Here is a 25,477-nt window from a genome sequence, read left to right as displayed (position 1 = left end):
CCGTGACGCCGCTGGCGGCGTCAATCCCGCGCATGGCCGCACAGAGTGGCGGTTGTGTGGCCGCATCCGTCTAAAATACCAAATCCCATCCGGTCGCCGCCAGTTTGTGCCCGACCATTTCCGCTGAGCCGACGAAACCGTTGGCAACATCGACAATGCTGTATCCATGTGTCATCAAATCTTTCCAGAATTCAATTCCGGCAATTTCCCCTTGACGGCCAAAGAGCGCTTGGTACAGGGTGTTGATGTCATGCGTTGCGTCGCCGTTCAGCCCGTATCCGCGTGCGATCGCTTCGCTGGAATTGAGTATCCCCACCGTGATCGCTCCCAAGCTCATGCCATTGGCCTCGAAGGCTCCCCAGAAATTGAAACCGGCAATCTCCGCCTGACGTCCCAGTACCGACGCGTACAAGCCTGCAATCGTGGTCAGCGCATCGCGGCTTTGCACCGCCACCGAGCCATCCTGGAATTGCAGGCGCTCGACGTTGGTGACGGTGATACGCTGGGTGGCATCGCTGTTGTCGGTGAGCAGAACATAGCCATCGCGCTGATCGATGGTATACGCCGACTGGGCTTTGGCAAAGCTGGCGGTGTCGGCGTCCTTGCCGCCGTTGAGCAGGATGGAGGTCGCCGCCGTCAGGCTACCCGTCGTGGTGCTGTTGGGGACCAGTGGCGCGCTGAACAGCCGGGCCGCCTGCGGCGCTCCGGCAACTTGGGTGGCCGCCGCACTGTTTATGCCATATTGCAGCACATCGCTACCGCCGCCGACATGGATCTGGCTGGCCGTGCCGGCGGAGATTGTCACATGCTGGCTGGCGCTGTCGCCGGTGATGATCTGTCCCGCCGTATTGCCGGTGACCGTCGCCGCGCCCACCACAGCGGCGAAATCCACGTGATTGAGCACGATGTTGGCATTGCCCGGCAGGGCGCTGGTATCGATCACCAGCGCCGTGTGCTGATTGGCCGCCGAGGTGCCCGTCAGCGTCAGCGGCGTGCTGACCGCCACATCGACATTGCTCAGCGTGATCGTGCTGACCAGTAGCGGCACGTCGTCCCGCAACAGGCCCAGGAACTGCGTGCCGTTGCCGGTCAAATGGCCCTGGTCGGCGGCGTCATGCGTCGTGGTCTGCGCCTTGATCGCTGCGATCAGTTGCTCCAGGGAATTGCCGGCTGGCTGGCTGCTGCCGCCGGTCGCGGACAGACCGGCGCCGACCGGCACCTGTGCGGTCAGCAGCGCACTGTTGTTGGCAGTGACCAGCGGAATGTCCGCCACGTTGGTCGCGCCGTCCGTCGTGCCCTGGCCAGCGGTCACAACCGGAATGGTCACCGTGGTACCGCTGCCGCCACCCGGCAAGGTGACCGGAGCCGTGGTGACCGGCACGCCGTCAACGGTCGGTGTGCTTGTGTCAGGAGGGGGCGGCGGCGCGCTCACCTGAACGGCCAGCACCTGGCTGTAAGCATTGCCGGCGGCGTCAGTCACCTTGATACGGATCGATTCGGTGGCCACGCCGACCGCGCTGGGGTCGTTCAGCGTCAGCACACCGTTGCTGATGGTGAAGTTGCCGTTGTTGGTATCGCCAGCGCCCGCCTCCAGCTGGTAGGTCAATGCACCGCTGCCGCCGACATCGGTCGCGCCCAGTGTGCCGACCACGGCATTCAAGCCGGCGTTGGTGTACACGGTGGACGTCGGCAACAGGATGGCGGTGGGCGCCGCCGTGTCGATCACCACCGCCAGGTTGGCGCTATGCGTCGAGGTATTGGCGGCGGCATCGCTGGCCTGCGCGTAAAGCTGATGGGCGCCGGGCGTCAATGGCGCCGACGGCGTGATGCTGTAATGTCCCGTGCCGTCCACCGTGGCGCTGCCGATCAGGGCATTGCTATTGCTGGCGTCGTAGAGCGTGACCGTGCTGCCGATCTCGCCGGTGCCGGTAAACACGGGCGAGGTATTGCTGGTGATGCCGTCCGCGTTGCTGGCGCCGGTGTCGGTGGCCGTCGTCATCACCGGCGTTGACGGCGCGGCCGGCGCGGTGCGGTCGATGGTATAGGTCTGGCCGCTGGTATAGCCGCCGGTGATGGCGCTACTGACGCCGTTCTGGATGCCGGTGGCGGAGGCATTCAAGTCCAGGCGCAGGGTGCCGTCGCCGGAGATGCCGCTGACGGTGACCTGGTAATGGATACCGTCGCCGGTATCGACGACGCTGGCGACGGTGCCGCTGGCGCCCGTGCCGTGCACGCTGAAGTCGCTGGCGTCGACGCCCGTCACCAGCTCGCTGAAGGTGACGCGGTAGACCACCGAATTATCGGCGCCCGGCACCGTGGCCGATGCGGCGGCGGCGCGCTCGATGGCAGTGACACTCGGTCCGCTGTTGACGGTGAACGTCAACGCCTGCTCGGCATGGTTGCCGGCGGCGTCGGTGGCGCTGACATACAGCTGATAGGTGCCCAGCGCCAGGTTGGCGACGGGCTTGAGCGTGCTGCCGACGATTGTAAACAGCGCGTTGGAGGCGTCGTTGCCGGCGCTGCCGGTCACCAGGCTGTAGCTGATGGCTTGGGCGTCGGTGGCCGACAGCGTGGCCAGCGCGGCACCGGCCAACGCACTGCCAGACGACGCCGTGGTGGTGCTGAGTGCGATCGCGGTCGGCGCCGTGAGGTCAATCGTGATGTTCTGCGCCGCGCTGGCCGGCGACACGTTACCGGCCGCATCGGTCTGGCGGACGGTAATGCTGTGTGCGCCGGCAGCGAGCGCGGCGCTGGTGATGTTCCAGTTGCCGGAACCGTTGGCGCTGGTCGTGCCCAGCACGGTGGTGCCATCGCTGTCGTACAGCGTGACCACTGCGTTGGCCTCGGCGGTGCCGCTGAAAGCGGGCGTGACGACGTTGGTGATGCCGTCGCTGCTGGAAGCGCCGCTGTCGCTGTTCAGCGTAGGCGCCGCCGGCGCGTTCGGTGCCAGCGTGTCGATGCTGATCGACGGGCTGGTGCCGGCGCCGCCGCTGTTGTTGACCGCATCGGTGTAGGCGCCAGCCGTCACCGTGATGCTGGCGCTGCCGTTGTTGAGGCCGGCCGTCGGGGTGAATACGGCTGTGCGGGTCAGGCCGCTGCCGGAAATGGCGCCCAGCGTGCCGCCGCTGACCACCACGTCGCCGGCCGTGCCGTCCCAGGTGAAACTGGCGCCTGGGTCGGAGCTGAAGGTGAACGTGATGATCGCCGTCTGGGCGCTGTTCAGCGTGGCGGCGCTGCTGGTGATGGCCAGCGTCGGCGGCGCGGTGGCGATGTCGACCGACAGCGCTGACGAGACCGAGACGTTGCCGGCGGCGTCGCTGACGCTGGCGCTGATCTGGTGAATGCCGGCCGCGAGCGTGCTGCTGACGATGCTCCAGGCGCCGCCGCTGGCGATGGTGGAGCCCAGCACCGTAATGCCGTCGGTGTCGTATAGCGTTACCGTGGCGCCGCTGGTCGCCGTGCCGGTGAAGGTCGGCGTGGTGATGTTGGTGATGTTGTCGCTGTTGGAGGTGCCGCTGTCGCTGGCGGCAGCCAGGTCCGGTGTCGACGGCGCGGCCGGGGCCAGCGTGTCATAGCTGAGCGCAAGCGCACTGCCGGCGCCGCCGGCATTGCCGGCTTTGTCGGTATAGGCGCCGGCGGCCACCGAGATGCTGGCCGTGCCGGCGTCGACGCCGTTGGTGGGCGTGAAGGTCGCGGTGCGGGTCAGGCCGGTGCCGGAAATGGCGCCCAGCGTGCCGCCGGTCACCGTTACGGCGCCGCTGCTGCCGTTCCAGGTAAAGCCGGCGCCAGGGTCTTCGCTGAAGGTGAACGTGATGGTCGCCGTTTCGCCGATTTTCAGTGTGGCGACGTTGCTGGTGATGGCCACTGTCGGCGCGCTGGTGTCGATGGTCACCGCCAGCGCCGACGACAGTGCGCTGACGTTGCCGGCCGCGTCGGTCGCGGTGGCCTTGAGCGTGTGCGTACCGGCGCCCAGTGTGGTGCTGGTAATCGACCAGGCGCCGCCGGTGGCGACCGTGGTTCCCAGCAGCGTGGTGCCGTTGGAGTCGTACAGCTTGACCGTGGCGCCGGCTTCGGCGGTGCCGGTCAGCGTCGGCGTCACGACATTGGTGAGGGCGTCGCTGCCGGAGACGCCGCTGTCGCTGCCGCTGGCCAGCACCGGCGCCGACACGGCCGGCGCCTGCGTGTCGTAGCTGATGGTCACCGCGCTGCCGGCGCCGCCGCCGTTGCCGGCGGCGTCAGTGTAGGTGCCGGCGGCCACCGAGATGCTGGCGCTGCCGCCGTTGGTCGAGGCGGTCGGCGTGAAGATGGCGGTGCGGGTCAGGCCGCTGCCGGAAATGGCGCCCAGCGTGCCGCCGGTCACCGTCACGTCGCCGCTGCTGCCGTTCCAGGTGAACGTCGAACCGGGATCTTCGCTGAAGGTAAACGTGATGGTCGCGGTTTCACCGATTTTGAGCGTTGATGCGCTGCTGGTAATGGCCAGCGTGGGCGGCGTGGTGTCGGGCGCGAGGATGTGGATATTGGACAGTGCAAGGGCGTCGATCTGCAGCACCTGGATCGTGTTGCCGATGCTGGTCGCTGAGACTTTGAGGGTCGCTATGTCGGTCATGCCGCTGAACGTAAACGTGCGCGACACGGCACCGCTGTTGTCCGCCGGCAGGGTGTAGGTATTGGTGGCGATCAGTTGATTGCTTGCGCTATAACCGCGAAACACCAGGTCCTGGTCGGGTATCGTATTGCCGAGATTGGTCAGGCGGATGTAGCCGATGGAAAACACCTGGCCGGCCTGGAATGACATGGTGACCTGGTGCTCGCTGCCTTGCTGGTAGTTGGCAATAATATTCGGACCGCCATAATTCACCACACCCGAGTTGGCGCCATCGATCTTCAACTGATAGCCGGGATCTGCATGCACCTTATAGATCACGTCGTCGTTGGCGGTGGCACCGCCGATGTTGACGAAATTGGCCCCGTTTGCAAACGTCACGGTGCTGGTGAGCGACAGTACCGCGTGATACAGCTGGGCCTGGTCCGGCGTGACCAGCGATGGCGTGTCGATTTTTCCGCTGTTCACTTCCAGCGTCCAGTCGCCGCCCAGTTCGGCGCCGCCGGTCAGGTTGCTCGACGCGGCGACATCGGCGCCGGTGACAATCGCCAGCCGGTCCAGCCAGGCCGCGCCGTCGGCGCCGGCCGCGACGTTGCAGCCGTACAGCATGATGTCGCCGCCGTCTTTCATGCTGCGCCCGATCGTCTGCAGGTCGGCAGCGTGGGCGTCGGTGTTGTCTGCCTTTAAAGTCAGCGATCCCAGGCTCAGCGAGGCGTCGGCGCCGTGCGTGACCAGGTGAATTGCATCGATGCCGCTGCGCCCGGCCAGTATCTGCGCCATTTGCTGCAGGCCGTCCTGCGCCGCGTCGAGCACATGGACTTCCCGGCCGCCACCAATGGCCCTGAGCATGCCGTCCAGGTCGCTCACGTTTTGTTCGATAAACACCACTTCGACGCGCGCGCCGGGCGCCGGCGCAATGGCGTCTGCGGCAACGATGCCGAGGTGCTGCAAGTCGGGGGCGGGCGGCAGCACGGCCGGCCCGACGGCCGTCGGCGCGCCCGTGTGCACGAACACATCGAAGCCGATAGTTTCTGTGTGGTCGCCGGCGGCGCCGTTAGCGCTGGCATGGAGGTGAGCGGCGAGATGATTTTTCATGGTGCGGTTCCTTTCGTGGCCGGCTGGGCGCTGACGACGTTGGCGCGGCTGCCGTTGGCGTCGTTCCAGAACGACATTTGTGCGTATTTGTCAAACAGGTCGGGCGGGATAATCGCGCGCCGGGGCTGGAATTCGACCGTCGGGCGTACCTTGTGCAGGCCCGGCGTGCCGAGTTGCAAATCGAAATCGACGGCGTCGTATTCGACGTTGTCGAAGTCGTGCTCGAACGGTGTTTCATCAATAAACTCATACACCAGTCCGATTACCTTGCGTGGCGCGCGTGTCAGCAATTCGTAGTCGATCAGCAGCAGCGAGGCGGCCTGTTCGCCAAAATACGCTTCGCGCAACGCCGACCAGGCGAAACCGACCAGGTTGTCGTGCTGGGCCAGTCCCTCCAGGCGCGAATACACGGTGCTGCGCGCCGGGTTGCCGCCGAACAGACGGGTATTTTCATACGGGTTGGCGCGGTACAGGCGCTCGATGCTGTCCATGACCCAGGCCACGTTGCGCACGCAGGCAATCACTTTCGCGTCCGGAAACAAGTCCAGCAGCGCCGGTAGCTTGGCGCACCAGTGGCGGTTGGTATCGAAGATCACCTCGTTGGTATGGTCCGCGTAGTAGGCGTCGAACAGGCCGCGCAGCAGCGCGCGCCGCTGGCGCTGGTCGACCATCGACGCGAACTCGCTGCCGGCGCTGACCTGCGCCAGCACGCCGTTGAACAAGGCGCTGACGGGGCTGCTCATGCCGGCATGGAAACGGGGATTTTGCCGCAGGATAGCCGACAGCAAGGTTGACCCGGAGCGCGGCAGGCCCGAAATAAAGTGAAATTTTTGTGTGCTCACGGCGAGGTCCGGCAAGTAAGCGCGCACTCGGCGGGCCGGCAGCGCACCGGGCCGATCGGGCGGCGCGGTGCTTCGGTGCGCCCTGCGCCCATGGCCGCAGGGCGCCGGGCGCTTGGTGCCGCTGGCGGATGCGTGCAATGAAGGCTAATTTTTTCTATTAACATGCGATGATTTCTTTTGGTGCAGAATCACAGCACATAATACAGGGGGGATGGAGTTAGATTCTATCCAATTGTCGCAGATTTTTAAAAGATCTAGTCATTTTAATATTGGTTGTAATGGTCGTCCATTGTTACTCGGGTTAACCATTATTCATTTCACGAGCAGGCTTCGCTCTTGTGTTTGATGGTGTCACTTCCGCTCAATTAAAGATAATTTGATAACGCGGCAGTGGCGGCGCAGCGGTTGCCGACGGGGCGATCGGCACGATGCAGCATGGCTGACCCTCAAACAACGGATGATCAATATAATAATTGTCCTGCGCCAGCCTGATGTTGGACGGGCCGTGGAGCATGAGCGATAGCGGGGTGGTGAACTGCGCGGGCAAGCCGCGCCGGGGCAGTTCAGTCACGGCCACCAGCGACAAAGCGACGCTGCCGTGTGACGTCTTTACCATCAATTCTTTCCCTGTCAGCGGCGCAAGCTGGTCCAACGTGATTCGCATTTATTATCCTTTTCAATAACACTTGCATTCATCCGATAAACTGGGCATTATAAAAAAACGTTATTTTTTAAAAAACTCCATGTTTACTGTAGCTGAGCATTTGCGGCTTCGCAATAGTCATGAAGGCGATGCGCCGTTCCGACGGGCCCTGTACGCCGCCACGCGCGACGATCTGCGGCAATTGCCGATGTCGCCGCAGTTCATCGACAACCTCATTTCCATGCAGCAGAAAATACACGAGGACGGGCAACGCAACGCTTTCCCCCGTGCCCAACACTGGATCGTGGAATACCACGACGAAGCCGTCGGCCGGGTGGTGTTCGACATGAGCGGCGCCGAATGGCGGCTGGTCGATATCGCCATTGCGCCGGCGGCGCGGCGCCAGGGGGTGGCCGGCGCCGTGCTGCGGGCGTTGCAGCGGCGCGCCGCCGGGCAGCGGGCGGCCATCAGCCTGGCCGTGGCGCACGGGAACGATGGCGCGCGGCGCCTTTACGCGGCGGCCGGGTTCCAGCCGCAGGCCAGCGACGCGCTGCGCCAGCAGATGCTATGGCAATGCCCATGCTAACAACCAGGACGCGGGCACCGCCGGTGCCGCAAGCCACGCGCTACCTGCGCCTGCCGTTCGATTCCGACCTGGCGCGCCGATGATTTATCAAAATATGGCGATCCGGCCATTGATGACGCTAATGTCGGGCGATGTCGGGTCTGACTTTTATATTTCCACACTGGCTAAAAAGGAATCTGCATGGAAACAATGATCGGTACGATTATGACCGTTGCATTTGATTACGCGCCGCAAGGTTGGGCGCTATGTAATGGACAAGTGCTGCAAATCCAGAGCAATCAGGCCTTGTATGCGTTGTTGGGCACGACTTATGGCGGCGACGGCAAGACCACCTTTGCGCTTCCCGACCTGCGCGGTCGCACCATAGTCGGTTCGCAAGCGCCACCGAAACCCGGTATTACCGCAGTCGGGAGGGGCAAAGCGGTCGGGGTGCAGTCCGTCACGGTGACGGCGACGGGCAGCACTTCGATCGTGGTCGACATCGCCAACCTGCCGAAGACGGTCAGCGGCGTGGCCAAGATTAACGGCGTCAGCGCCACTTCGACCCTGTACGCGACTACCAGCGGACCGGGGGCGACCATTCCGCCGAGCAGTGGCGCGGTGCTGTCCGGCAGCGGCGCAGGGCCGACATCGGCCGCCATTTACTACACCAATCCGACGCCGGCCGTGGCGTTGCCGGCAGTGCCGCTGAGCGATGACAGTGTCAAGACGGTCATCGGCGGCACGGCCAGTTTCGGAGGCGCCCAGATCGGCTCCGCCGCGCCGGCGCCGCTGGAGGTGAAGAGCAGCACCAGCACCACGATGTCGGTGGTACAGCCGTCGCTGGGCCTGACCTATATCATTTGCACCAACGGATATTACCCTCCAAGAGATTAAATCGCACCCTATCCGGGTCTGGCGCCCTTGCATCTGGCGGTGACGCCGGCCGCGCCCGGGTTTCATGCCTCATCACAGTGGATAAAAAAGGAATCGGTATGGAAGATGCATTTATCGGAACGATCATGGCGGTGGCATACGACTACGCGCCAGTCGGCTGGCTGCCATGCAATGGGCAGCTGGTACAGGTCTCGCAGTACCAGGCACTGTATGCGTTGCTGGGAAATACCTATGGCGGCGTAATTAATCAAACCTTCGCGCTGCCCGATTTGCGCGGCTATGCGGTGATCGGTTCGGGCGTATCGGCAACGCCGGGGCGAACCATGCCGCCTGTCGCGCTGGCAACGTCAGTCGGCGCCAACAGCCTCGACCTGAACACCCAAGGCGCGGCCACGCTCACCATCGGCAGCGCCAACCTGCCTGCGGTTGCAATCGGCGGCGCACTCAATACGACGGGACTGACCGCCACGTCGATCTTGTCCGCGACCACCAGCGGACCTGGCGCGACGGCGCCGGCGGCGGGCGCCAGGTTGTCCGCCAGCGGCACCGGCGCCGGCGCCGCCGCCATCTATTACACCAACCCGACGCCGTCCACGCCATTGCCGTTGGTGGCGCTCAACAGCGCCAGCGTGCAGTCCAGCGTTGATGGGGCGGCTACCTTCACGACTGGGGCGCTCGGTAGCGGGACGCCATTGTCGACTATCCCCGTGGCATCGACCGCGCAGGTGCCGACCATGCAGCCTTCGCTGGGCATGACGTATATCATTTGCTGGCAGGGCGACTACCCGGTACGACCCTGAGCCGGGCGTCGCCAGCGCATTGCGTGCGCTACCGCACAGGCAGAACGCTGACGTCAAGCACCTGGCAAGCTGACCAGCCGTCGCAGCATGCGGTTTTGACTGCGAAACCTGACCATATAGTTACTATAAAAGGAAGCGAACATGGATGCATTTGTTGGAACAATTGTCCCGGTGGTATTTCCCTATGCACCGGAGAACTGGGCGTTGTGCAATGGGCAACTTCTTTCTGTATCGCAATATCAAGTGTTGTTTGCGGTGCTGGGGACGCGCTATGGCGGTGACGGCATTAAAGACTTCCGCCTTCCCGACCTGTGTGGGCGGACGGCCATCGGCGCCATGGGGACCGCTCCGGCACCGGCGCCGACGGTGGCATTGGGGAAGGTGGTCGGCGATCCGCCTGCGGCGCCCGTCACCACCGGCTCTGTCAGCGCCACCATCTCGAACAATAACCTGCCGCGCGTGACGGTCAGCGGTACCGTCAGTGGCGCCAGCATGACCGCGCGATCGACCTTGTATGCGACCAGTGCCGGACCGGGGGCGACGCCGGCTGCGAATAAGCCCAGCGCCGGGGCCATGCTGAGCAGCACCGGCACCTCGGGCGCCGTGTACTACGTCAACCCCACCCCCGCCACGCCGCCGCCGGCGGTGGCGATGGACGCGTCCAGCGTCGGAACCGTGCTCGGCGGCAGTGCCACGTTGTCGGCCTCCCTTGGGGCAGGCACCCCGATCACCGCACCGCTCGTCATGGCGCCGTCTGCTGCTCTGTTTCCTATGCAGCCTTCGCTTGCCCTCAATTACATCATCTGCGTGAACGGCTTGTACCCGACCCGGCCGTAAAGCATGCCGTTTGCCCGTTGCGGGCCCCGCGCCGGTGCCCGTATACGCGCTGCGGCTCTTGTTGTCATGGGGCCCGTCCTCTGTCAGCGCCGGATTGCGCGTCACTCGACCGGCCAAGCGCGACAGCCGGCGCCAATACGCACGATACAGCGTTCTGAAGGCGTGCCGGTCCCGGCGGCCATTCTGCCCGGCAGTTGTCATCTGGAGCAAACGGTTCAATAAATCGAGAAATGATTTTTAGGCTACCATGCGCAGATGAACCTGAACCAGCAAATCCACCACTTGAACACCTTTCTGCAGCGCCACGAGCGCGTGCTGGTGCTGACCGGCGCCGGTCTGAGCACGGCCTCCGGCATTCCCGACTACCGCGACAAGGATGGTATGCGGCGCGGTCGCAACCCGATCCAGGGGCCGGATTTCCGCCAGTCCGAGGCGGTACGCCGGCGCTACTGGGCGCGCAGCATGGCTGGCTATCCGACCCTGGCCGGCGCCGCGCCGAACGCCGGCCACCGCGCGCTGGCCGAACTGGAACGGGCCGGCCGCATCCACAGCCTCATCACCCAAAATGTCGATGGCCTGCACACGGCGGCCGGCAGCCGCAAGCTGATCGAGTTGCACGGCAATATCCACGGCGTGGTCTGCCTGGCGTGCCGCAAGATCCATCCGCGCGCCGACATCCAGCAGTGGCTGGCCGAGGCTAACCCGACGCTGGTGCCGGCCGGTCCGGCCGGCGAGGTGGTGCCCGAAGCGCGGCCGGACGGCGATGCCGAAGTCGAACTGGACGAATTCCAGGATTTCCGGCTGCCGGTGTGCGGCGATTGTGGCGGCGTTCTGCAGCCCGATGTGATCTTTTTCGGCGACAACATCCCGCCGCAGCGCACCGCCGAGGCACTGCAATGGGCCGACGAGGCCGACGCCGTGCTGGTGGTCGGCTCGTCGCTGATGGTGTTTTCCGGCTTCCGCTTCGCCAAGCTGGCGGCGCAATCAAACAAGCCGATCGCTGCCATCAACCTGGGTAAAACCCGGGCAGATGACTTGATCGGCTTGAAGGTGGAGGCGTCGGCGGTGGAGGTGCTGCCGCTGCTGCTCTAGTTCCGCTGCAGCATCGAGCGGACGATGGCTTCCTTGGCCAGCACGTAGTCGTGACCGGCCAGCACGAAGTTGGTGTTCGGCTGGATCACTTTGACGTTGATGAACACCATGTCGCTGGTCTCGGCATACGAGCCCACCACGATCGCCTGCGCGTTGTGGGTGGTGGCCACTTCGCCGATTTCACGCGTCAGCATCAGCTCGCCCTGATTGCGTTTCAGGTAGACGCTGTTGCGCAGCTTCATTTCCAACATGCTCATGCCGCCTTGCGCGAGGCGTGTCGACAGCTGTTCGGAGACCAGCCGGCCCAGCGTGGTGGTCTGCTCCAGCGCGTCGATGTTGACCACGGTGGCCATGATCAGCGGCTTGCCCACCACCACCTTGCCGTTCAGCTGCGCCAGCAGCGCGTCGGCGGCCTTGTAGTTGGCGTTGATGAACTGGTTGGAGGAGATCGTGGCGTAGTTGCCTTCCTCCTCTTTCGGCGTCGAGGCGCAGCCGCCCACCAGCAACGCCAGCGACAGCAGGGAAATTCGGACCAAGGATGGCATCGGCATCAGATATCTCCGCGCACCTGGAAGGTGCGGGTTATTTTTGGTTCTTCAGGCTTGGGATCGACGATGCCGTACAGCACGCGATCGGTGTCGGCGACGTAGTAGGCCGAGGTGGCGCGCGCCAGATAGCGGTACTGGTCGGACACCGAGACGGTGACGATGATCTCGGTCTTGGGCGTCTCGCCCGGCGCGAACTGGGAGTTGAGCCACTGGTGCGCGTCCACCGCGCCGACGCCGGTGGCGGCGTTGAACGCCACGCCGGCGTCGATCACGCTCAGCGCCAGCACGCCGCCGGCCAGCGCGGTTTTCTCGCCGTAGTAACGGTACTGCGGACGGTCGGCGGCGAAGGTCAGCGTCTGCACGTCCAGCTCCACCCGCAGCGAGCCGGCCGGGCTGCGCGAGACCACGTAGCCGTCATTCACCAGCGAGGTGGTCAGCTGCGCGGCCAGCGCGCGCTGGAATGGGTTCGGGTCTTTCGGCTCGTTCAGGTACACCGGGCGGGGCGGGCTCTTGCGCAGTTCCGCCGCCAGCTGCTTTTCGATGTTGTCGGCGATTACGCCCCAGTGCTGCGCCGCCTGCAGCTTGGCTTGCTTGGTGGCGGCGAAGTTGGCGGGTATCGGCGTCGGCGTGTAGCGCGCCGCGCAGCCTGCCAGCAGCATGCCGGCGGCCAGAGCCATTGCAGTTTTCAGCGCCATGATTGCCTCGTCGTCAATATTGTCCGATTCGCGGCAACACAAGGGCCACGAATGTAAAATCATCCTGCGAGCAGTTTAGCATGGATGTTTCTAGTTAGAAATTATCCCGGCGATAAAAAACCCGGTGCGGGACCGGGTTCTGTACAGCGCGCGCAACAGTTTTAGCGCTTGTTGGTTTTCAGCGCCAGCGCCACTTCGCGTTTGCCGTCACGATCTTTCTCGGTGGCACGTTTATCGTGCTGTTTCTTGCCTTTCGCCAGGCCGACTTCACATTTGACGCGGCCGCCCTTGAAGTGCAGGTTGAGCGGCACCAGCGTGTAGCCGGCGCGCGTGACCTTGCCGATCAGCTTGTCGATCTCCTGGCGGTGCAGCAGCAGCTTGCGGGTGCGCACCATGTCCGGCGTGATGTGGGTGGAGGCGGTGGGCAGCGCGCTGATGTGGGCGCCGAACAGGTACAGCTCGTCGCCCTTGATGGTGACGTAGGCTTCCTTGATCTGCACACGGCCGTCGCGGATGGCTTTGACTTCCCAGCCTTCGAGCATGACGCCGGCTTCGTAGCGGTCCTCGATGAAGTAGTCAAAAAAGGCTTTTTTGTTATCGGCTATGGTCATGGGGTGGTATCGGTTAAACTACTGCTGCGCGTCGTCAGACGCGAATAATTCAACATCATAGCAAATGGTTAGACAATGGCAGTAGTGCACAAATCAGTTTTCCTCGGTTACAGCGCCCAGCAAATGTTCGATCTGGTGGCGGCGATCGACGACTATCCCAAATTTCTGCCGTGGTGCGGTGGTGTGGAAATCAAGGAGCGCAACGGCACTACGGTGGTCGCCAGCGTGGGCATCAACTACCACGGCGTCAAGCAGAGCTTTACCACCGCCAACGAGAACCACGCGCCCACCGAAATCAAGATGAAGCTGGTGGACGGCCCTTTCAAGTGTCTGGACGGCGTGTGGACCTTCAAGGCCCTGCGCGATGACGCCTGCAAGATCGACCTCGACCTGCGTTACGAGTTTTCCAGCGCGCTGCTGGACAAGCTGGTCGGGCCGGTGTTTGGCATGATCGCCAACAGCATGGTGGACTCCTTCTGCAAACGGGCGGAAACGGTGTATGGCGGCTGACACCTTCACCATTCAGGTCTGCTACGCCAGCGACGCGCTGCAGTTCCTGCGCGCGCTGCAAGTGCCGGCCGGCACCACGCTGGAACAGGCGATCGGCCTGAGCGGCGTACTGGACGAGGTGCCGGGCCTGGATCTGAATCAGCTGCAAACCGGCATCTACGCCAAGAAGAGGCCGCTCGACACCGTCCTGCGGGCCCGCGACCGTATCGAACTGTATCGCCCGTTGATCGCCGATCCCAAGCACGCCCGCCGCCGTCGCAAGGCTAGGCCAGCTGCCGAGTGATGAAGTCGCGCGTGGCGGGATGCTGGAAGAAGCCGGTATGCCAGACTTCCGTTTGTTTGTGTTCGGCGCTGCCGAAGTTGAGAATGTGGCCGGCGTCCGGCGCGGCCTGCGGCAGCAGCACATTGCCGTAGGGGACCACCAGGTCATTGGCGCTGTCGATCAGCGCCTTGCTGAGCAGGGCCCCGGTGCGTTCCAGCAGCGAGTCGCCATAGGCGAAGTTGGCGCGGGCGTAGTAGCTGTTGGCGGCCGTCAGCAGCGTGCCCGAGCGCTCCAGTTGCTCGATCAGCGCCGAGCCGCTGGCCAGGGCCTGCACGCTGGGCCGGCCAAATCCCAGCGACACCACCATCCGCGCCAACCCGATCACCAGGTCCAGCGCCATGCCGGGACTGAACGAGGCCAGCATGGCCGCCACATTCAAAAACTGTTTGATATCGTCGGCGGACGCCAAGGGCGAGCCCTGATTGGCGGCGGCCACGAAGATGACTTTGCCGACGTTGGCGATGCGTCCGGCGCGGGCTTGCGCGATGTCGGCCATGCCTTCGGTCAGCAGCGAGCGGACCACCAGTCCGCCCCGGCTGTGACACAGGATGTCGACGTCCCAACCGGCATTGGATGGCAGGCGCTGCAGCAGATTCAGCGCGTTCTGTTGCGGTGTCTTGGCGATGGTCCAATGGTCGTAGCCGAACACGCGGCCCTCGTAGCGTTGCAGCAGCGGCTGCAAGTCCAATGCGGCAAACGCGCCCTCCACTGAACTGAACACGCCGTGCACCAGCAGCAGCACCTTGCGTCCGCGCGCGGCGGCCAGGTCTTCCGGCATCACCGGCATCACCGGCTGACCGTGGCCACGGCCACGGCCGAGGGCCAGCAATCGCTCAGGTTTGTTGTGCGCCTCGATCTTGTTGATCATCGCCTGCGTCATGCGCTCGCCGGCGCGCAGTGAGGCTTGCACGATCCAGTCCCAGCCCTGCGGCGCCAATGCGGGCGACGGTGGTGTGACATCGCCGGGAAACACGAACTGCACGCAGCCGCTGTCCTTGTGGCGCACCACATGCAGCTTCGCGTCAGCGATCAGTGTGGCGGGCAACGGCGGCGTATCGGCCAGCGGCGCCAGATCCGGCATCGCCGCCGCCAGGGCGCGATCATCCAACGCGTCCTGCAAGGCGCGCAGGAGTTCTGCTTGCTTGTCTGGAGTGAGTTGCATGCGGACAGTGTACCCGATGCGGGACCACTTTCAACCGCCGTCATTCCCACGAACGTGGGAATCCATAGAACGCCAGCAGCCGCGTTGCGCGACTGCTGGCTAAGGGCCGACGTGGCGTCGGCCCGGCGTCAATCAGCGGCCGTTGACGTCGACGGTGACCGCGTCCAGCTTGACCTTGACGCTGGCCGCCGGTTGCGCGCCAGCCGAATCGGCCAGCGTTACCAGGTACTCGCCGGCGGCGATCTTCCAGGTCTTGCTGGCGCTGTCGTACACGCCCAGCAGACGCGGATCAATCTTTACCGTCGCCTTGCCGCTGGCGCCGGCCTTCAGATCCAGCTTGTCCCAGCCGCCCAGACGCTTAGGCGCTTCCCAGCCGCCGGCCACCGGCGACACGTACACCTGGCCCACCGACTTGCCATCGCGCTTGCCGGTGTTCTTGATGCTGAACGTGACTTCGATGCCGCTGCCCGCAGGCTTGGCGCTCAGGTCGCCGTAAGCGAAGGTGCTGTACGACAGGCCGTAACCGAACGGGAACAGTGGCTTGTGGCCTTTCAGATCGAACCACTTGTAGCCAACCGCCGCACCTTCGATGTTGTAGTTGGTGGTGATCTTCTCGATGATGTTCTCGTCCTTGGTCTTGGCATCGCCATCGATTTTTGGACGTGGCAGTTGATCCACCGAAGCAGGGAAGGTCGCCGGCAGGCGGCCCGACGGATTGACCTCGCCATTCAGCACGCGGGCGATCGCCGCGCCGCCGTTGGTGCCTGGATACCAGGCTTCCAGCACTGCGCCGACGTTGTTCAGCCATGGCATGACGACCGGGTTACCGGTTTGCAGCACCACCACGGTTTTCGAATTGGCCTTGGCCACGGCGGCGATCAGGTCGTCCTGCTTGTGCGGCAGCGACAGGTCGTCGGCGTCAAAGCTCTCGGCCATCCACTGGTTGGCGAACACGATGACCACATCGGCGCCCGCTGCCAGCTTGGCGGCGGCGGCGACGTCCTTGCCGTCGTTGTAGGTCAGCTTGGCCTTGGTCAGCTTGGCCAGTTCACCCATCGGCGACGAGCGGTGATAGACGATCGGGCCAGGGAAGTACGCCGGGCCTTCGTTTGGCACCGGCGACAGGCCGATCGGATACACCTGCGCCGAGCCGCCACCCGACAGCACGCCCTTGTCCGCGTGGCCGCCGATGACGGCGATGCTGCGCACATTGGCCGCCAGCGGCAGCAGGTTGTTATCGTTCTTCAGCAGGACGATGGCTTCCTCGGCGTCGGCCTGGCTGATTTTGCCGTGGGCGGCGAAGTCGATGCCGGCGTCGTCGCTCTTCGGTTTGGAAACCGGATGCTCGACCAGACCATGCGCGAACATGGTGCGGGTGATGCGCTTGACCATGTCGTCCAGGCGCGCTTGCGGTACGTGGCGGTTGACCACCGCCTCCTTCAGCGGGCCGTTGAAGTAGTCGGATTTATCGAACGGATAGCCGGACTGCTGGTCCAGGCCGCGCAGCGCGGCGGGAATCGTCGAGTGGACCGCGCCCCAGTCGGACATCACGTAGCCGGTGTACTTCCAGTCCTTCTTCAGCACTTCGTTGAGCAGGTAGTCGTTTTCGCAGGCGTAGTCGCCGTTGACGCGGTTATACGCGCACATGACCGAACCAGGCTGGCCACGCTCGATCGCGAACTGCATCGCCAACAGGTCCGACATGCGGCCGTTCTTGTCGTCGACGACGACGTTGACGTGATTGCGGTTGGTTTCCTGATCGTTGAAGGCGTAATGCTTGACGGTCGAAATGATGTGGTTCGACTGGATGCCGCGAATCTGCTCGCCGACCATGACACCTGCCAGCAGCGGATCTTCGCCGCCGTATTCGAAGTTACGGCCATTGCGCGGCTCGCGCTGCAGATTGACGCCGCCGGCCAGTTGCACATTGAAGCCCGAGGCGCGCGCCTCGGCGCCGATCATGGCGCCGCCGGCGTAGGCCAGCTTGGTGTTCCAGGTGGCGGCGGTGGCGATACCGGCCGGCAGGGAAGTGCGTTGATACGGTTTTTTCGACACGGCCTGGGTGGCGACGCCGACGCCGGCGTCGGTCTGCCACTGCGGCGGCAGGCCAAGGCGTTCGATGCCAGGCACGAAGCCGGCCGAATCCGGACGGCCTTCCTTCGGCTGCTCGTGTTTCTTCGGTGCGAAATCGGTTGAGAAGAAGGCGAACACTGTCTGAATTTTTTCGTCCAGCGTCATCGCCTTGACCAGTTGGTCGGCGCGCGCGTCTGGCGACTGCTTCGCGTCCAGCCAAGGTTTATTTGCGTCCGCGGCGTGTGCGGCGCCGCTGTAGGTAAACGACAGCATCACAGGATAAGCCAGTGCGAGCGACAGCCAGAGACGTTTCTTCATACGATTACAGTGTCCTTATAGTTTTAAGTTGATCTTCAGCGCGGAATCAGAACCTTCAGCGCATATGCTCCGCCTGCAACGATACCGGTGAAAACGTTTTCAGTCAAACGATTCTCCCCGTCCCAGACCTGTATGGCATCGACATCCGCCCGCTCGATCGACACATTGAAGGTGGCATGCCGGAACTTGCGCACGACCTTGATGCCGTTCCAGTGCGAGGGCAATTGCGGCTTGATGCTCAGTCCCTGGGCGGTGCCCTTCAGGCCACACAGGCCCTCGACAAAGCACTGATAGACCCACGACACGGTGCCGGTGTTGAACAACTGGCTGGAGCGGCCGGCGGTGCGCGGGCATTCGCGCCAGGCGCCGCGATAGTAGTTCGGGATGAACACCGGCAGCTGGCCGCGCTGGAGGTAGTCTTCCTCGCTCGGGCCGGGCAGCATGCGGCGCAGCAGATCGTAGGCGCGGTCGCTCTCGTTGACGGTGTACAGGCTGTAGATGTAGAACACGGCGGCGTGGTTGTACACCGCGCCATTCTCCGCCGAACCCGGATGCTTCTGCGTCACGCGGCCGACATCGTCGCGCATGGCGCTGTACGGCGGCGCGAACATCTGCACGCCGTAGGGAGTGACCAGATGCTCGTCGACCTGCGCGATCATCGAGGCGCGCTGGCCGGCATTGGCGGCGCCGCCGAGGATCGCCCACGCCTGCGGGTTGAGCCAGATGCGGCCTTCCTTGTCCTTGCGGGTACCGAAGCTGACATCATCGTCGGTGATGCCGCGCGCGAACCAGTCGCCATCCCACAGGTGTTCGTTGGCGACGCGGTTGACGGCGCGCGCGCCGGCGCGGAAATGCCTGGCGCTTTCGGCCAGCGAGGAACTGGCGCCGGTGGTCTCGCAGATTTCCGCCCAGAGATTGAGCGCGTAGGCGGTGGCCACGGTCAGCCAGCCGGATACGCCGCGGCCCTTGTAGCCGACCATGTTCATCGGATCGCACCAGTCGCCCTGGGCGATGTAGCTCAGGCCCCGCTTGTCGCGCGCCTGCAGCAGCCAGTCCATGGCGCTGCTCACGCGCTCGGAGACGGTGAGGGCGACGCCGGTTTCCTTGCCGATGACATCTTCGTTAAGGATGTCGTAGTCGCCGGTTTCGTCGAGATAGACCTTGAGCGCCACCGGCAGCCACACGCAATGGTCGGTGTGCGGCACCTGGTTGATGTATTTGAGTTCCGCGCCTTCGGCCAGCAGTATCCCGTCCGGCATGGCGCCGCTGGCCTCCTGCTGCGACAGCGCGTGCAGGAAGGCCGCACGCATCACGCCGGGCTTGATGAAGCTCATGCCCATGTTGTCCTGCAGGTAGTTGCGGGTTTGCGGGTCGGTGCTCAGACGATTGACGTCGCCGTGGTAGAACACCTGGCGCGGCAGCCAGTGGTTGACGAAGTTGTCGAGGTCCGCGTCCGGCGTTTCGATGCGCAGGCAGCCCTCGCCGCCGGCGACGTAGGCCGCATACTCGTCCGCGCTGGCCTTGAAGGCTGCCGCGCTCAGATACTTGGCGCGCACGGCGCGGATCTCGGCGTCGTCAAACGCCGGGCCGAAGATGAAGCGGTAATCGCGCGCCTCGCCATCGGCCAGCGACAGCCGATACTGGACGGCGGCGGTCGGCGTTTCGTAGCGGGCGTCGCTGCCGCCCAGCGTTTCGGCGTCGATGGCGGCGGGGCGGTTCAGCGAGCCTTCGCCCTCGAAGGCGGACTGGCGCACCTCCCACGCATCCGGTGCCTGCTCGCACAGGAAGTAGGTCTTGTCCTTGAAGTCCTTCTGCTTGAAGTAGTCGGACACCTTCTGGTATGGCGTAACGCTGCTGGCCACCACGCCGCCCAGGTCCGGACGGTATTCGCCGGACTGGTTCATCCACGACATGTAGCCGATCGGGAAGTAAGGGTAGACGCTGATCTTGCGAGCGCGGCCGGAGATGTTGGTCACGCGCAGCGACCACAGTTCCACCACGTCCGCCACCGGCAGGCCAAGCGTCAGTTCAACGCGGATGCCCAGGTGTTCGACGCGCCATCGCAGATCGCTTTTGCCGACCGAGAAGTTGAAGCGGTCGACCTTCGCGCGCACCGGCTCATAGGGCGCGGAAAACAACTCGCCGGTCTCCTCGTCCTTGATGTAGAAGAAGCGGCCCGGATGATGCGCGTAGTAGTTCTGCTCCGGCTGCATGAAGGTCTTGGCCTCCAGGTTGGGCGCATACGCGTACTTGGCCGGCTCCGGCTGCATGTACTGCGCGGTGGCGTAGCCGCGGCAGGTGATCTGTATCATCATCTTTTGATTCCACAGGAAACCGGCCGCCTGCGGCATGGCCGTGGCGCTGGTCAGTTCATAGCGGTCACCATTGTGGGTCGGGCGTAGCATAGAAATCTCCATCAGGACTTGCGGGCTTCCAGATCTTTTTGAATCTGCAGCAGCTTGTTGTTATCAAGGTCGTACATGAACATGACGGCCACCGCGATCAGCGCGAAGAAGGCCGGAATAAAGGACATCAGCCACACGATGCCGGCCTGCGAGCCGGCGTTCTGCGCGGCGTTGGCGACGTAGCCCAGTTGCGTGAACAACCAGCCGATCACCGCCACCGCGATCGCGGTGCCCAGCTTTTGCGAGAAGGTGGCGGCGGCGAAGGTCATCGCGGTGGCGCGGCGGCCTGTGCGCCATTCGTTGTAGTCGGCGGTGTCGGCGTACATCGAGAAGGCCAGCGGCGACTTGGGGCCGAGCGCCAGGCCCATGCCGATCTGCAGCGTGAACATTAGCCAGATCTGGTCCCTGGGCACGAAGAAGAAGGCCGACGACAGCACGGCGGTGATGCTCATCAGGATGATCATCAGCTTCTTCTTGTCGACGAAGCGCGTCATCACCGGTGTCAGCGAGGCGCCGGCGGCGGCGGCCAGCATATAGGCCGGCACGAAGGCCGCCATCAGGTCGGGGCGGTTGACCACATACTTGAAGTAATAGGCCGCGCTGCTGGTGCGCAGTGTGATGGTGATCATGATGATCAGCGCCAGAAAGAACAGCGCCACCCACGGCCGGTTCTGCGACAAGTCGCGGATGTCCTGCCAGACGTTGGTCTTCTGCTCTGGCGGCGGCGCCACGCGCTCGCGCGTGTTGAGGAAGGTGAACACGAACAGCACGGAGGCGAACCCGCTCCACACCAGCATCGTCAGTTGCCAGCCCAGTTTATCGTTGCCGCCACCCAGCCAGTGCACCAGCGACGGTGTGGCCGCCGTGACGATGGTGCCGCCGGCGAAGGCGAAGATGAAGCGCAGGCCATTGACGATGGAGCGCTCCTGCGGATCGGGCGACAGCACGCCGGACAAGGCGTTGTAAGGGATGTTGATGCCGGTGTAGCACACCATCATCGCCAGATAGGTGCCGTAGGCCCAGACGATCTTGCCGTCCTCGGACAGGTCCGGTGTGGTGTAGGTGAGGAAGGCGGCGCAGGCCAGCGGCAGCGGCACCCAGATCAGGTAGGGGCGGAACTTGCCCCAGCGCGTGTTGGTGCGGTCGGCCAGACCGCCGATCATCGGGTCGGTGAAGGCGTTGATGATTTTGATCGTGAACATCATGGACGCGGCGGCGGCGGCGGAAATGCCGAACACGTCGGTGTAGAAGATCAGCAGGAAGGTGGCGACATTGGTCCAGTAAAAATTGAAGCCCATGTCGGCAATGCCGTAGCTGATCTTCTCGCGCCAGCGCAGTTGTGTGTTCACGGTCATCGTCATTACGCTTGTAAAAGCAGGCAGCGTATCACTGCCTGAACGGAACCCACTGCAGTTCCGGGGAGAGCCAGGTTGTGATGGCGGCGGCCATCATGTTCTTAAAATCTGCTGCACCAGTTGCGCGGGCGGGTGGGCGATGTCCAGCACCATGCCGGCCTCGTCCTCTTGCAGGGGCTCCAGCGTGGCCAGCTGGCTGTCGAGCAGGGCGGGCGGCATGTAGTGATCCTGGCGCGCGGCCATGCGTTCGGCGATCAGTTCGCGCGGGCCGGCCAGGTGGACGAAGCGCAGCTCGGGATCGGCGCTGCGCAGCAGGTCGCGGTAGCGGCGTTTCAGCGACGAGCAGGACAGCACCAGCCCGCTTTGCTTGAGGCGGGCGTCGCGGATTTCCTTGTGCAGGGCCGTCAGCCAGTCGGCGCGGTCGGCGTCGGTGAGCGGCACGCCGGCCGTCATCTTGGCGACGTTGGCGTAGGGGTGATAGGTGTCGCCTTCGAGAAAGGGAATGTCGAGTGCGCTCGCCAGTTGCAGGCCTACCGAACTCTTGCCACAGCCGCTGACGCCCATGATGACCCACCGTTGTTGTTTGCTTTTTTGCATAGGAATGATAGCGCTAACAGTTTGCTGAGTTTAGACCGATTGAAAAATTTGTAAAGAACTATCGATGCTGCGGCGCAGCAGGTCAAGCGCTTTCGCGCGCCATCAGCGTGAAGCCCAGGTCGATCTGACGGGTCGGCGGATTTTCGCCCTTGATGACGGCGCGCAGCAGCGTCGCCGCCTCGTAGCCGATGCGGTAGCGCGGCGTGCCGATGGTGGTCAGCGACGGATTCATCCAGGCGGAGGCCGGCAGGTCGTTGAAACCGCAGATGGCCAGTTGCGCCGGCACGGCGATGCCGCGTCGCTGGCACTGGTAGATGGCGCCGTGCGCCAGGTCGTCGTTGCAGCAGAAGATGGCGTCGCAATCCGGCGCCTGCGCCAGCATGCGTCCCACCAGTTCGGCGCCCAGCGCGATGGTGGACGGTTCGCCGACCATCACCTCTAGTCTTGGATCTGCCAGGCCGGCTTCCTGCATCGCCTTGCGGTAACCCTCGGCGCGGCGCAGGGTGCGCTCGTCCAGCTGCGCGCCGATGAAGCCGACGCGCCGGTGGCCCTTGTCCAGCAGATAGCGCGTCATCGCGTGGCCGGCCTGGGATTGCGAGAAGCCCACTGTCAGCTGCTCGGGATCGGTGGACATGTCCATCATCGACACCACCGGCACGCGCGAGGTGGTCAGGATTTGCTGCACCCTGGGGCTGTGCGACAGGCCGGACAGCAGCATGCCGTCCGGCGCCGATTGCAGATAGGTGCCGATCAGCTTTTCCTCTTCCTTGTCGGAATAGCGGGTGTTGCCGATCAGGATCTGGTAATCGTCGGCGTCCAGCGCATCCTGGATGCCGGCCAGCACCTCGGTGAATACCGCGTTCGACAGCGACGGCACCAGCACCGCGATGACCTTCGATTGTGACGAAGCGAGCGCGCGGGCGGCGCGATTGGGCACATAGCCGAGTTCGGCCACGGCTTTTTCCACGCGGTCGCGCAGCGCCTGGGACACCATGTCCGGCTGGGTGATCGCGCGCGAGGCGGTCATGGTCGCCACGCCGGCCTTTTCCGCCACCATCGCCAGGGTGATGCGGCCGCTGGCGCGGCTCTTGCCCGCTTGAGTCTTCGTCATTGATGCAGCTTAATGAATGTTGATAGCGATATCATACGGCAGCTCCGCCGAAAGTATCAGTCTCTATTTGCAATCGGCCAACACTTTTTGCGCATTTTTACGTAATTCTTCGCGTTCGGCATCGCTCATATAGGCGCGTTGGCCGGTTTTGTCGAATGTGCTCAGCCGCAAACCCTGATCCAGTGCCATCTGGTTGTGGCGGGCGGCGTCGCAGTTGGCGCGCTGGTCGGCATGGCGCGTTGCGTCGTCTGCCGCTTGGCTGGCTTGCTGCGCGGCGTCGCGCTGGCGCTGGTTGAACGCGGCATTGCGCTCGGCGACGGAGGGCGGCTGCGTGGCGTCTTTGGCGGCGACCTCAGGCTCGGCGTAGGGATTGAAGACCGTTTTGCTCGGCATTTTGACGATGCGCTGCCGAGGAACATTGGGCGGTGGCGGGCGGTCCGAGAGTTGTTTGACGCCGTGCTCGTCCAGCCAGATGTATTGCGCCGCCGCCATGGAGGAGCTCGCTAATAATATGACGGCAAGAAGGGGATGGCGATACATGCTGGCGCTCCGGTGGCAGATGCCTAGATTTCGCCATGATGCGCTGCGACTGTCAATCGCGCGGTGCGGGAGATATATATCATTTCGATATTGCATAGTTTTAAATAACTATTTGAAACGTGAAGCGTGTTCAGCCAATATCGTCAACCAAGCGCCCGGAACAGTATCGCAAGCAACTCACCCAAAAAAGGAAAAGAATGAAACGGAGACACCTACTGAGCGCAGCCGGCTTGCTGCCGCTGCTCATGGCGGAAAAGCCATTGCAGGCCGCGGAACAGCTTGCGCGTCAGCCGGCAACCGAGCCGATGGCCGCAGGCCCGTTCAACCCCGACTGGAAATCGCTGGAACAGTACGCCGTGCCGGACTGGTACGGCGACGCCAAGTTCGGCATCTGGGCCCACTGGGGCCCGCAGTGCCAGGCCGAGGCCGGTGACTGGTATGCGCGCGGCATGTACGAGGAAGGCGGTCGCCAGTACAACTATCATCTGAAGAAGTATGGTCACCCATCGAAGGTGGGCTTCAAGGAAGTCATCCACGACTGGAAGGCGGAAAAATGGGACCCGGACGCTCTGGTGGCGCTGTACAAGCGCGCCGGGGCGCAGTACTTCGTGGCGCTGGCCAACCATCACGACAATTTCGACAACTACGATAGCGCCTACCAGCCGTGGAACTCGACCCGTATTGGTCCGCGCAAGGATTTGATCGGCGGCTGGGCCAAGGCCGCTCGCCACCACGGCTTGCGTTTCGGCGTCAGCGTGCACGCATCGCACGCCTGGACCTGGATGGAAACCGCGCAGCGCGCCGATCGCAAGGGGCCGTTGAAGGGCGTTCCCTACGACGGCAACTTGCGCGCCGCACAAGGGAAGGGGACTTGGTGGGAGGGGCTGGACCCGCAGGACCTGTATGCGCAAAACCACCCGCTGAGCAAGCAGAGCGACGATAACAACGCCCTGCATGGCCAATGGGACTGGGGCGATGGCGCCAGCCTGCCGGATGCGGCGTATCACCGCAAGTTCTACAACCGGACCGTGGACCTGATCAACAAATACGATCCCGACCTGATCTACTTCGACGACACCGCCTTGCCGCTTTGGCCGGCCAGCACGGTCGGACTGAAGGTTGCCGCGCACTACTACAACAAGAGCCTGGCGAAGAACGGCAAGGTCGAGGTGGTCATCAATGGCAAGATCCTGAACGAGCAGCAGCGCAAATGCCTGGTGTGGGATATCGAGCGCGGCCAGAGTGACAAGATCGAACCGCAGGTGTGGCAGACCTGTACCTGCATCGGCGACTGGCATTACAACCGCAGCGTCTATGAGGACCACCGCTACAAGAGTGCGCAAACCGTCGTCCATACGCTGGCCGACGTGGTTAGCAAGAACGGCAACCTGCTGCTCAGCGTGCCCGTGCGCGGCGACGGCTCGATCGATAGCGACGAGGTCGCGGTGGTGGAGGGGATCGCCAAATGGATGGCGCTGAACAGCGAAAGTATTTTCGCTACGCGTCCGTGGAAGATCTTTGGTGAAGGTCCCGCTCAGGAAAACGCGGCCCCCTTGAGCAAGCAGGGCTTCAACGAGGGCAAGGGCAAGCCGTTTGGTCCCGCCGACATCCGGTTCACCACCAAGGGCGAGGTATTGTATGCCATCGTGCTCGGCTGGCCGGAAGACGGCAAAGTCCTCGTGCGTTCGCTGGCCACCAACAATCCACTACGCCCGCAGCCGATTCAGGCGGTCAGCCTGTGTGGCGGCGCGCCGTTGAAATTCACGCGCAGCGAGCGGGGCCTGGAAGTGACGCTGCCCCGCGAGAAGCCTGAAACGCACTACGCATTCGCGTTGAAGATCGTTTGACCGATGACT

At 63.8% G+C, this 25,477-nt stretch carries 21 protein-coding genes; 8 read left to right on the top strand and 13 right to left on the bottom strand.

The annotated features are described in order from the left end of the window. Positions 1 to 70: 70 nt before the first annotated feature. The 3 genes from GTP44_RS04245 to GTP44_RS04235 form a co-directional block, all read right to left on the bottom strand. Positions 71 to 5,698: an Ig-like domain-containing protein gene (locus GTP44_RS04245; RefSeq protein WP_161018453.1), complete on the bottom strand. Its 5,628-nt coding sequence runs from the start codon at positions 5,696 to 5,698 to the stop codon at positions 71 to 73. Then, the gene (locus GTP44_RS04240; protein ID WP_161018452.1) at positions 5,695 to 6,540 is read right to left on the bottom strand and encodes a sulfotransferase family protein; all 846 of its coding nucleotides are present in this window, start codon (positions 6,538 to 6,540) and stop codon (positions 5,695 to 5,697) included. The genes GTP44_RS04245 and GTP44_RS04240 overlap by 4 nt, the downstream gene beginning before the upstream one ends. Positions 6,541 to 6,901: 361 nt before the next feature. Continuing rightward, positions 6,902 to 7,204, bottom strand: a complete 303-nt coding sequence (locus tag GTP44_RS04235; RefSeq protein WP_161018451.1) for a DUF6916 family protein — start codon at positions 7,202 to 7,204, stop codon at positions 6,902 to 6,904. 79 nt (positions 7,205 to 7,283) lie between these two features. On the opposite strand from GTP44_RS04235, the gene GTP44_RS04230 reads away from it, so the two are divergent. From GTP44_RS04230 to GTP44_RS04210, 5 genes are all read left to right on the top strand, one after another. After that, complete coding sequence (locus tag GTP44_RS04230) at positions 7,284 to 7,769, top strand: GNAT family N-acetyltransferase (protein WP_161018450.1); 486 nt, start codon at positions 7,284 to 7,286, stop codon at positions 7,767 to 7,769. Positions 7,770 to 7,949: 180 nt separating this feature from the next. Further along, positions 7,950 to 8,645 (top strand): phage tail protein, encoded by a 696-nt coding sequence (locus tag GTP44_RS04225; protein ID WP_161018449.1) that lies wholly within the window; start codon positions 7,950 to 7,952, stop codon positions 8,643 to 8,645. Between the two features lie 98 nt (positions 8,646 to 8,743). Then, on the top strand, positions 8,744 to 9,445 hold the full coding sequence (locus GTP44_RS04220; protein WP_161018448.1) for a phage tail protein: 702 nt from the start codon (positions 8,744 to 8,746) through the stop codon (positions 9,443 to 9,445). Between the two features lie 141 nt (positions 9,446 to 9,586). Then, on the top strand, positions 9,587 to 10,282 hold the full coding sequence (locus GTP44_RS04215) for a phage tail protein (RefSeq protein WP_161018447.1): 696 nt from the start codon (positions 9,587 to 9,589) through the stop codon (positions 10,280 to 10,282). Between the two features lie 255 nt (positions 10,283 to 10,537). Then, entirely contained in the window at positions 10,538 to 11,374 is an 837-nt protein-coding gene (locus GTP44_RS04210) for an NAD-dependent protein deacetylase (RefSeq protein WP_161018446.1), read from the top strand. On the opposite strand, the gene GTP44_RS04205 is transcribed toward GTP44_RS04210, so the two are convergent. The 3 genes from GTP44_RS04205 to smpB all read right to left on the bottom strand — a co-directional run bounded on the left by GTP44_RS04205 (position 11,371) and on the right by smpB (position 13,228). Further along, on the bottom strand, positions 11,371 to 11,925 hold the full coding sequence (locus GTP44_RS04205; RefSeq protein ID WP_160990239.1) for a FlgO family outer membrane protein: 555 nt from the start codon (positions 11,923 to 11,925) through the stop codon (positions 11,371 to 11,373). The genes GTP44_RS04210 and GTP44_RS04205 overlap by 4 nt on opposite strands. Next, entirely contained in the window at positions 11,925 to 12,617 is a 693-nt protein-coding gene (locus tag GTP44_RS04200) for a hypothetical protein (protein WP_161018445.1), read from the bottom strand. Before GTP44_RS04200 ends, GTP44_RS04205 begins: the two co-directional genes overlap by 1 nt. A gap of 161 nt (positions 12,618 to 12,778) precedes the next feature. After that, positions 12,779 to 13,228 carry an SsrA-binding protein SmpB gene (gene smpB / locus GTP44_RS04195; protein ID WP_161018444.1) on the bottom strand — a complete coding sequence of 150 codons (450 nt, stop codon included), beginning with the start codon at positions 13,226 to 13,228 and terminating at the stop codon, positions 12,779 to 12,781. A gap of 75 nt (positions 13,229 to 13,303) precedes the next feature. Here smpB and GTP44_RS04190 point away from each other — a divergent pair, with 75 nt between their 5' ends. Together GTP44_RS04190 and GTP44_RS04185 are read left to right on the top strand one after the other, a co-directional pair. Beyond that, positions 13,304 to 13,738, top strand: a complete 435-nt coding sequence (locus GTP44_RS04190; protein WP_160990242.1) for a type II toxin-antitoxin system RatA family toxin — start codon at positions 13,304 to 13,306, stop codon at positions 13,736 to 13,738. Beyond that, positions 13,728 to 14,021 (top strand): RnfH family protein, encoded by a 294-nt coding sequence (locus GTP44_RS04185; protein WP_161018443.1) that lies wholly within the window; start codon positions 13,728 to 13,730, stop codon positions 14,019 to 14,021. Before GTP44_RS04190 ends, GTP44_RS04185 begins: the two co-directional genes overlap by 11 nt. Here the strand turns inward: GTP44_RS04185 and GTP44_RS04180 are convergent. The 7 genes from GTP44_RS04180 to GTP44_RS04150 all read right to left on the bottom strand — a co-directional run bounded on the left by GTP44_RS04180 (position 14,002) and on the right by GTP44_RS04150 (position 23,621). Continuing rightward, a complete protein-coding gene (locus GTP44_RS04180) occupies positions 14,002 to 15,222 on the bottom strand; it encodes an esterase/lipase family protein (protein WP_161018442.1) in 1,221 nt (406 codons plus the stop codon). The genes GTP44_RS04185 and GTP44_RS04180 overlap by 20 nt on opposite strands. A 132-nt stretch (positions 15,223 to 15,354) precedes the next feature. Further along, positions 15,355 to 17,613 (bottom strand): beta-glucosidase, encoded by a 2,259-nt coding sequence (locus GTP44_RS04175; protein ID WP_161018441.1) that lies wholly within the window; start codon positions 17,611 to 17,613, stop codon positions 15,355 to 15,357. 35 nt (positions 17,614 to 17,648) lie between these two features. Continuing rightward, complete coding sequence (locus tag GTP44_RS04170) at positions 17,649 to 20,018, bottom strand: GH36-type glycosyl hydrolase domain-containing protein (protein WP_161018440.1); 2,370 nt, start codon at positions 20,016 to 20,018, stop codon at positions 17,649 to 17,651. Between the two features lie 11 nt (positions 20,019 to 20,029). Next, positions 20,030 to 21,373, bottom strand: coding sequence for an MFS transporter (locus GTP44_RS04165; protein WP_229256772.1), 1,344 nt, complete (start codon positions 21,371 to 21,373; stop codon positions 20,030 to 20,032). A gap of 93 nt (positions 21,374 to 21,466) precedes the next feature. Continuing rightward, positions 21,467 to 21,970: a gluconokinase gene (locus GTP44_RS04160; RefSeq protein ID WP_229256771.1), complete on the bottom strand. Its 504-nt coding sequence runs from the start codon at positions 21,968 to 21,970 to the stop codon at positions 21,467 to 21,469. An 82-nt stretch (positions 21,971 to 22,052) separates the two neighbouring features. Then, on the bottom strand, positions 22,053 to 23,081 hold the full coding sequence (gene gntR / locus GTP44_RS04155) for an HTH-type transcriptional regulator GntR (RefSeq protein WP_160990248.1): 1,029 nt from the start codon (positions 23,079 to 23,081) through the stop codon (positions 22,053 to 22,055). Positions 23,082 to 23,144: 63 nt separating this feature from the next. After that, positions 23,145 to 23,621: a DUF4124 domain-containing protein gene (locus tag GTP44_RS04150; protein ID WP_161018438.1), complete on the bottom strand. Its 477-nt coding sequence runs from the start codon at positions 23,619 to 23,621 to the stop codon at positions 23,145 to 23,147. A gap of 197 nt (positions 23,622 to 23,818) precedes the next feature. Here GTP44_RS04150 and GTP44_RS04145 point away from each other — a divergent pair, with 197 nt between their 5' ends. Next, on the top strand, positions 23,819 to 25,468 hold the full coding sequence (locus GTP44_RS04145) for an alpha-L-fucosidase (RefSeq protein ID WP_161018437.1): 1,650 nt from the start codon (positions 23,819 to 23,821) through the stop codon (positions 25,466 to 25,468). Positions 25,469 to 25,477: the final 9 nt, after the last annotated feature.

It is taken from the genome of Duganella lactea (genome assembly GCF_009857505.1).
Taxonomy (GTDB): Bacteria; Pseudomonadota; Gammaproteobacteria; order Burkholderiales; family Burkholderiaceae_D; genus Rugamonas; species Rugamonas lactea.
The sequence above is the reverse complement of the archived record's forward strand: the minus strand, read 5'-3'. Positions and strand labels throughout refer to the sequence as shown.

Bases quoted from the DNA above. Each gene is read 5' to 3' on its own strand.
- GTP44_RS04145 (WP_161018437.1), top strand. From the start codon at position 23,819: ATGAAACGGAGACACCTACTGAGCGCAGCCGGCTTGCTGCCGCTGCTC.
- smpB (WP_161018444.1), bottom strand. From the start codon at position 13,228: ATGACCATAGCCGATAACAAAAAAGCCTTTTTTGACTACTTCATCGAG.
- GTP44_RS04185 (WP_161018443.1), top strand. From the start codon at position 13,728: ATGGCGGCTGACACCTTCACCATTCAGGTCTGCTACGCCAGCGACGCG.
- GTP44_RS04190 (WP_160990242.1), top strand. From the start codon at position 13,304: ATGGCAGTAGTGCACAAATCAGTTTTCCTCGGTTACAGCGCCCAGCAA.
- GTP44_RS04180 (WP_161018442.1), bottom strand. From the start codon at position 15,222: ATGCAACTCACTCCAGACAAGCAAGCAGAACTCCTGCGCGCCTTGCAG.
- GTP44_RS04170 (WP_161018440.1), bottom strand. From the start codon at position 20,018: ATGCTACGCCCGACCCACAATGGTGACCGCTATGAACTGACCAGCGCC.
- GTP44_RS04210 (WP_161018446.1), top strand. From the start codon at position 10,538: ATGAACCTGAACCAGCAAATCCACCACTTGAACACCTTTCTGCAGCGC.
- GTP44_RS04165 (WP_229256772.1), bottom strand. From the start codon at position 21,373: ATGACCGTGAACACACAACTGCGCTGGCGCGAGAAGATCAGCTACGGC.
- GTP44_RS04205 (WP_160990239.1), bottom strand. From the start codon at position 11,925: ATGCCGATGCCATCCTTGGTCCGAATTTCCCTGCTGTCGCTGGCGTTG.
- GTP44_RS04220 (WP_161018448.1), top strand. From the start codon at position 8,744: ATGGAAGATGCATTTATCGGAACGATCATGGCGGTGGCATACGACTAC.
- GTP44_RS04235 (WP_161018451.1), bottom strand. From the start codon at position 7,204: ATGCGAATCACGTTGGACCAGCTTGCGCCGCTGACAGGGAAAGAATTG.
- GTP44_RS04175 (WP_161018441.1), bottom strand. From the start codon at position 17,613: ATGAAGAAACGTCTCTGGCTGTCGCTCGCACTGGCTTATCCTGTGATG.
- GTP44_RS04215 (WP_161018447.1), top strand. From the start codon at position 9,587: ATGGATGCATTTGTTGGAACAATTGTCCCGGTGGTATTTCCCTATGCA.
- GTP44_RS04245 (WP_161018453.1), bottom strand. From the start codon at position 5,698: ATGAAAAATCATCTCGCCGCTCACCTCCATGCCAGCGCTAACGGCGCC.
- GTP44_RS04150 (WP_161018438.1), bottom strand. From the start codon at position 23,621: ATGTATCGCCATCCCCTTCTTGCCGTCATATTATTAGCGAGCTCCTCC.
- GTP44_RS04230 (WP_161018450.1), top strand. From the start codon at position 7,284: ATGTTTACTGTAGCTGAGCATTTGCGGCTTCGCAATAGTCATGAAGGC.
- gntR (WP_160990248.1), bottom strand. From the start codon at position 23,081: ATGACGAAGACTCAAGCGGGCAAGAGCCGCGCCAGCGGCCGCATCACC.
- GTP44_RS04225 (WP_161018449.1), top strand. From the start codon at position 7,950: ATGGAAACAATGATCGGTACGATTATGACCGTTGCATTTGATTACGCG.
- GTP44_RS04200 (WP_161018445.1), bottom strand. From the start codon at position 12,617: ATGGCGCTGAAAACTGCAATGGCTCTGGCCGCCGGCATGCTGCTGGCA.
- GTP44_RS04160 (WP_229256771.1), bottom strand. From the start codon at position 21,970: ATGCAAAAAAGCAAACAACAACGGTGGGTCATCATGGGCGTCAGCGGC.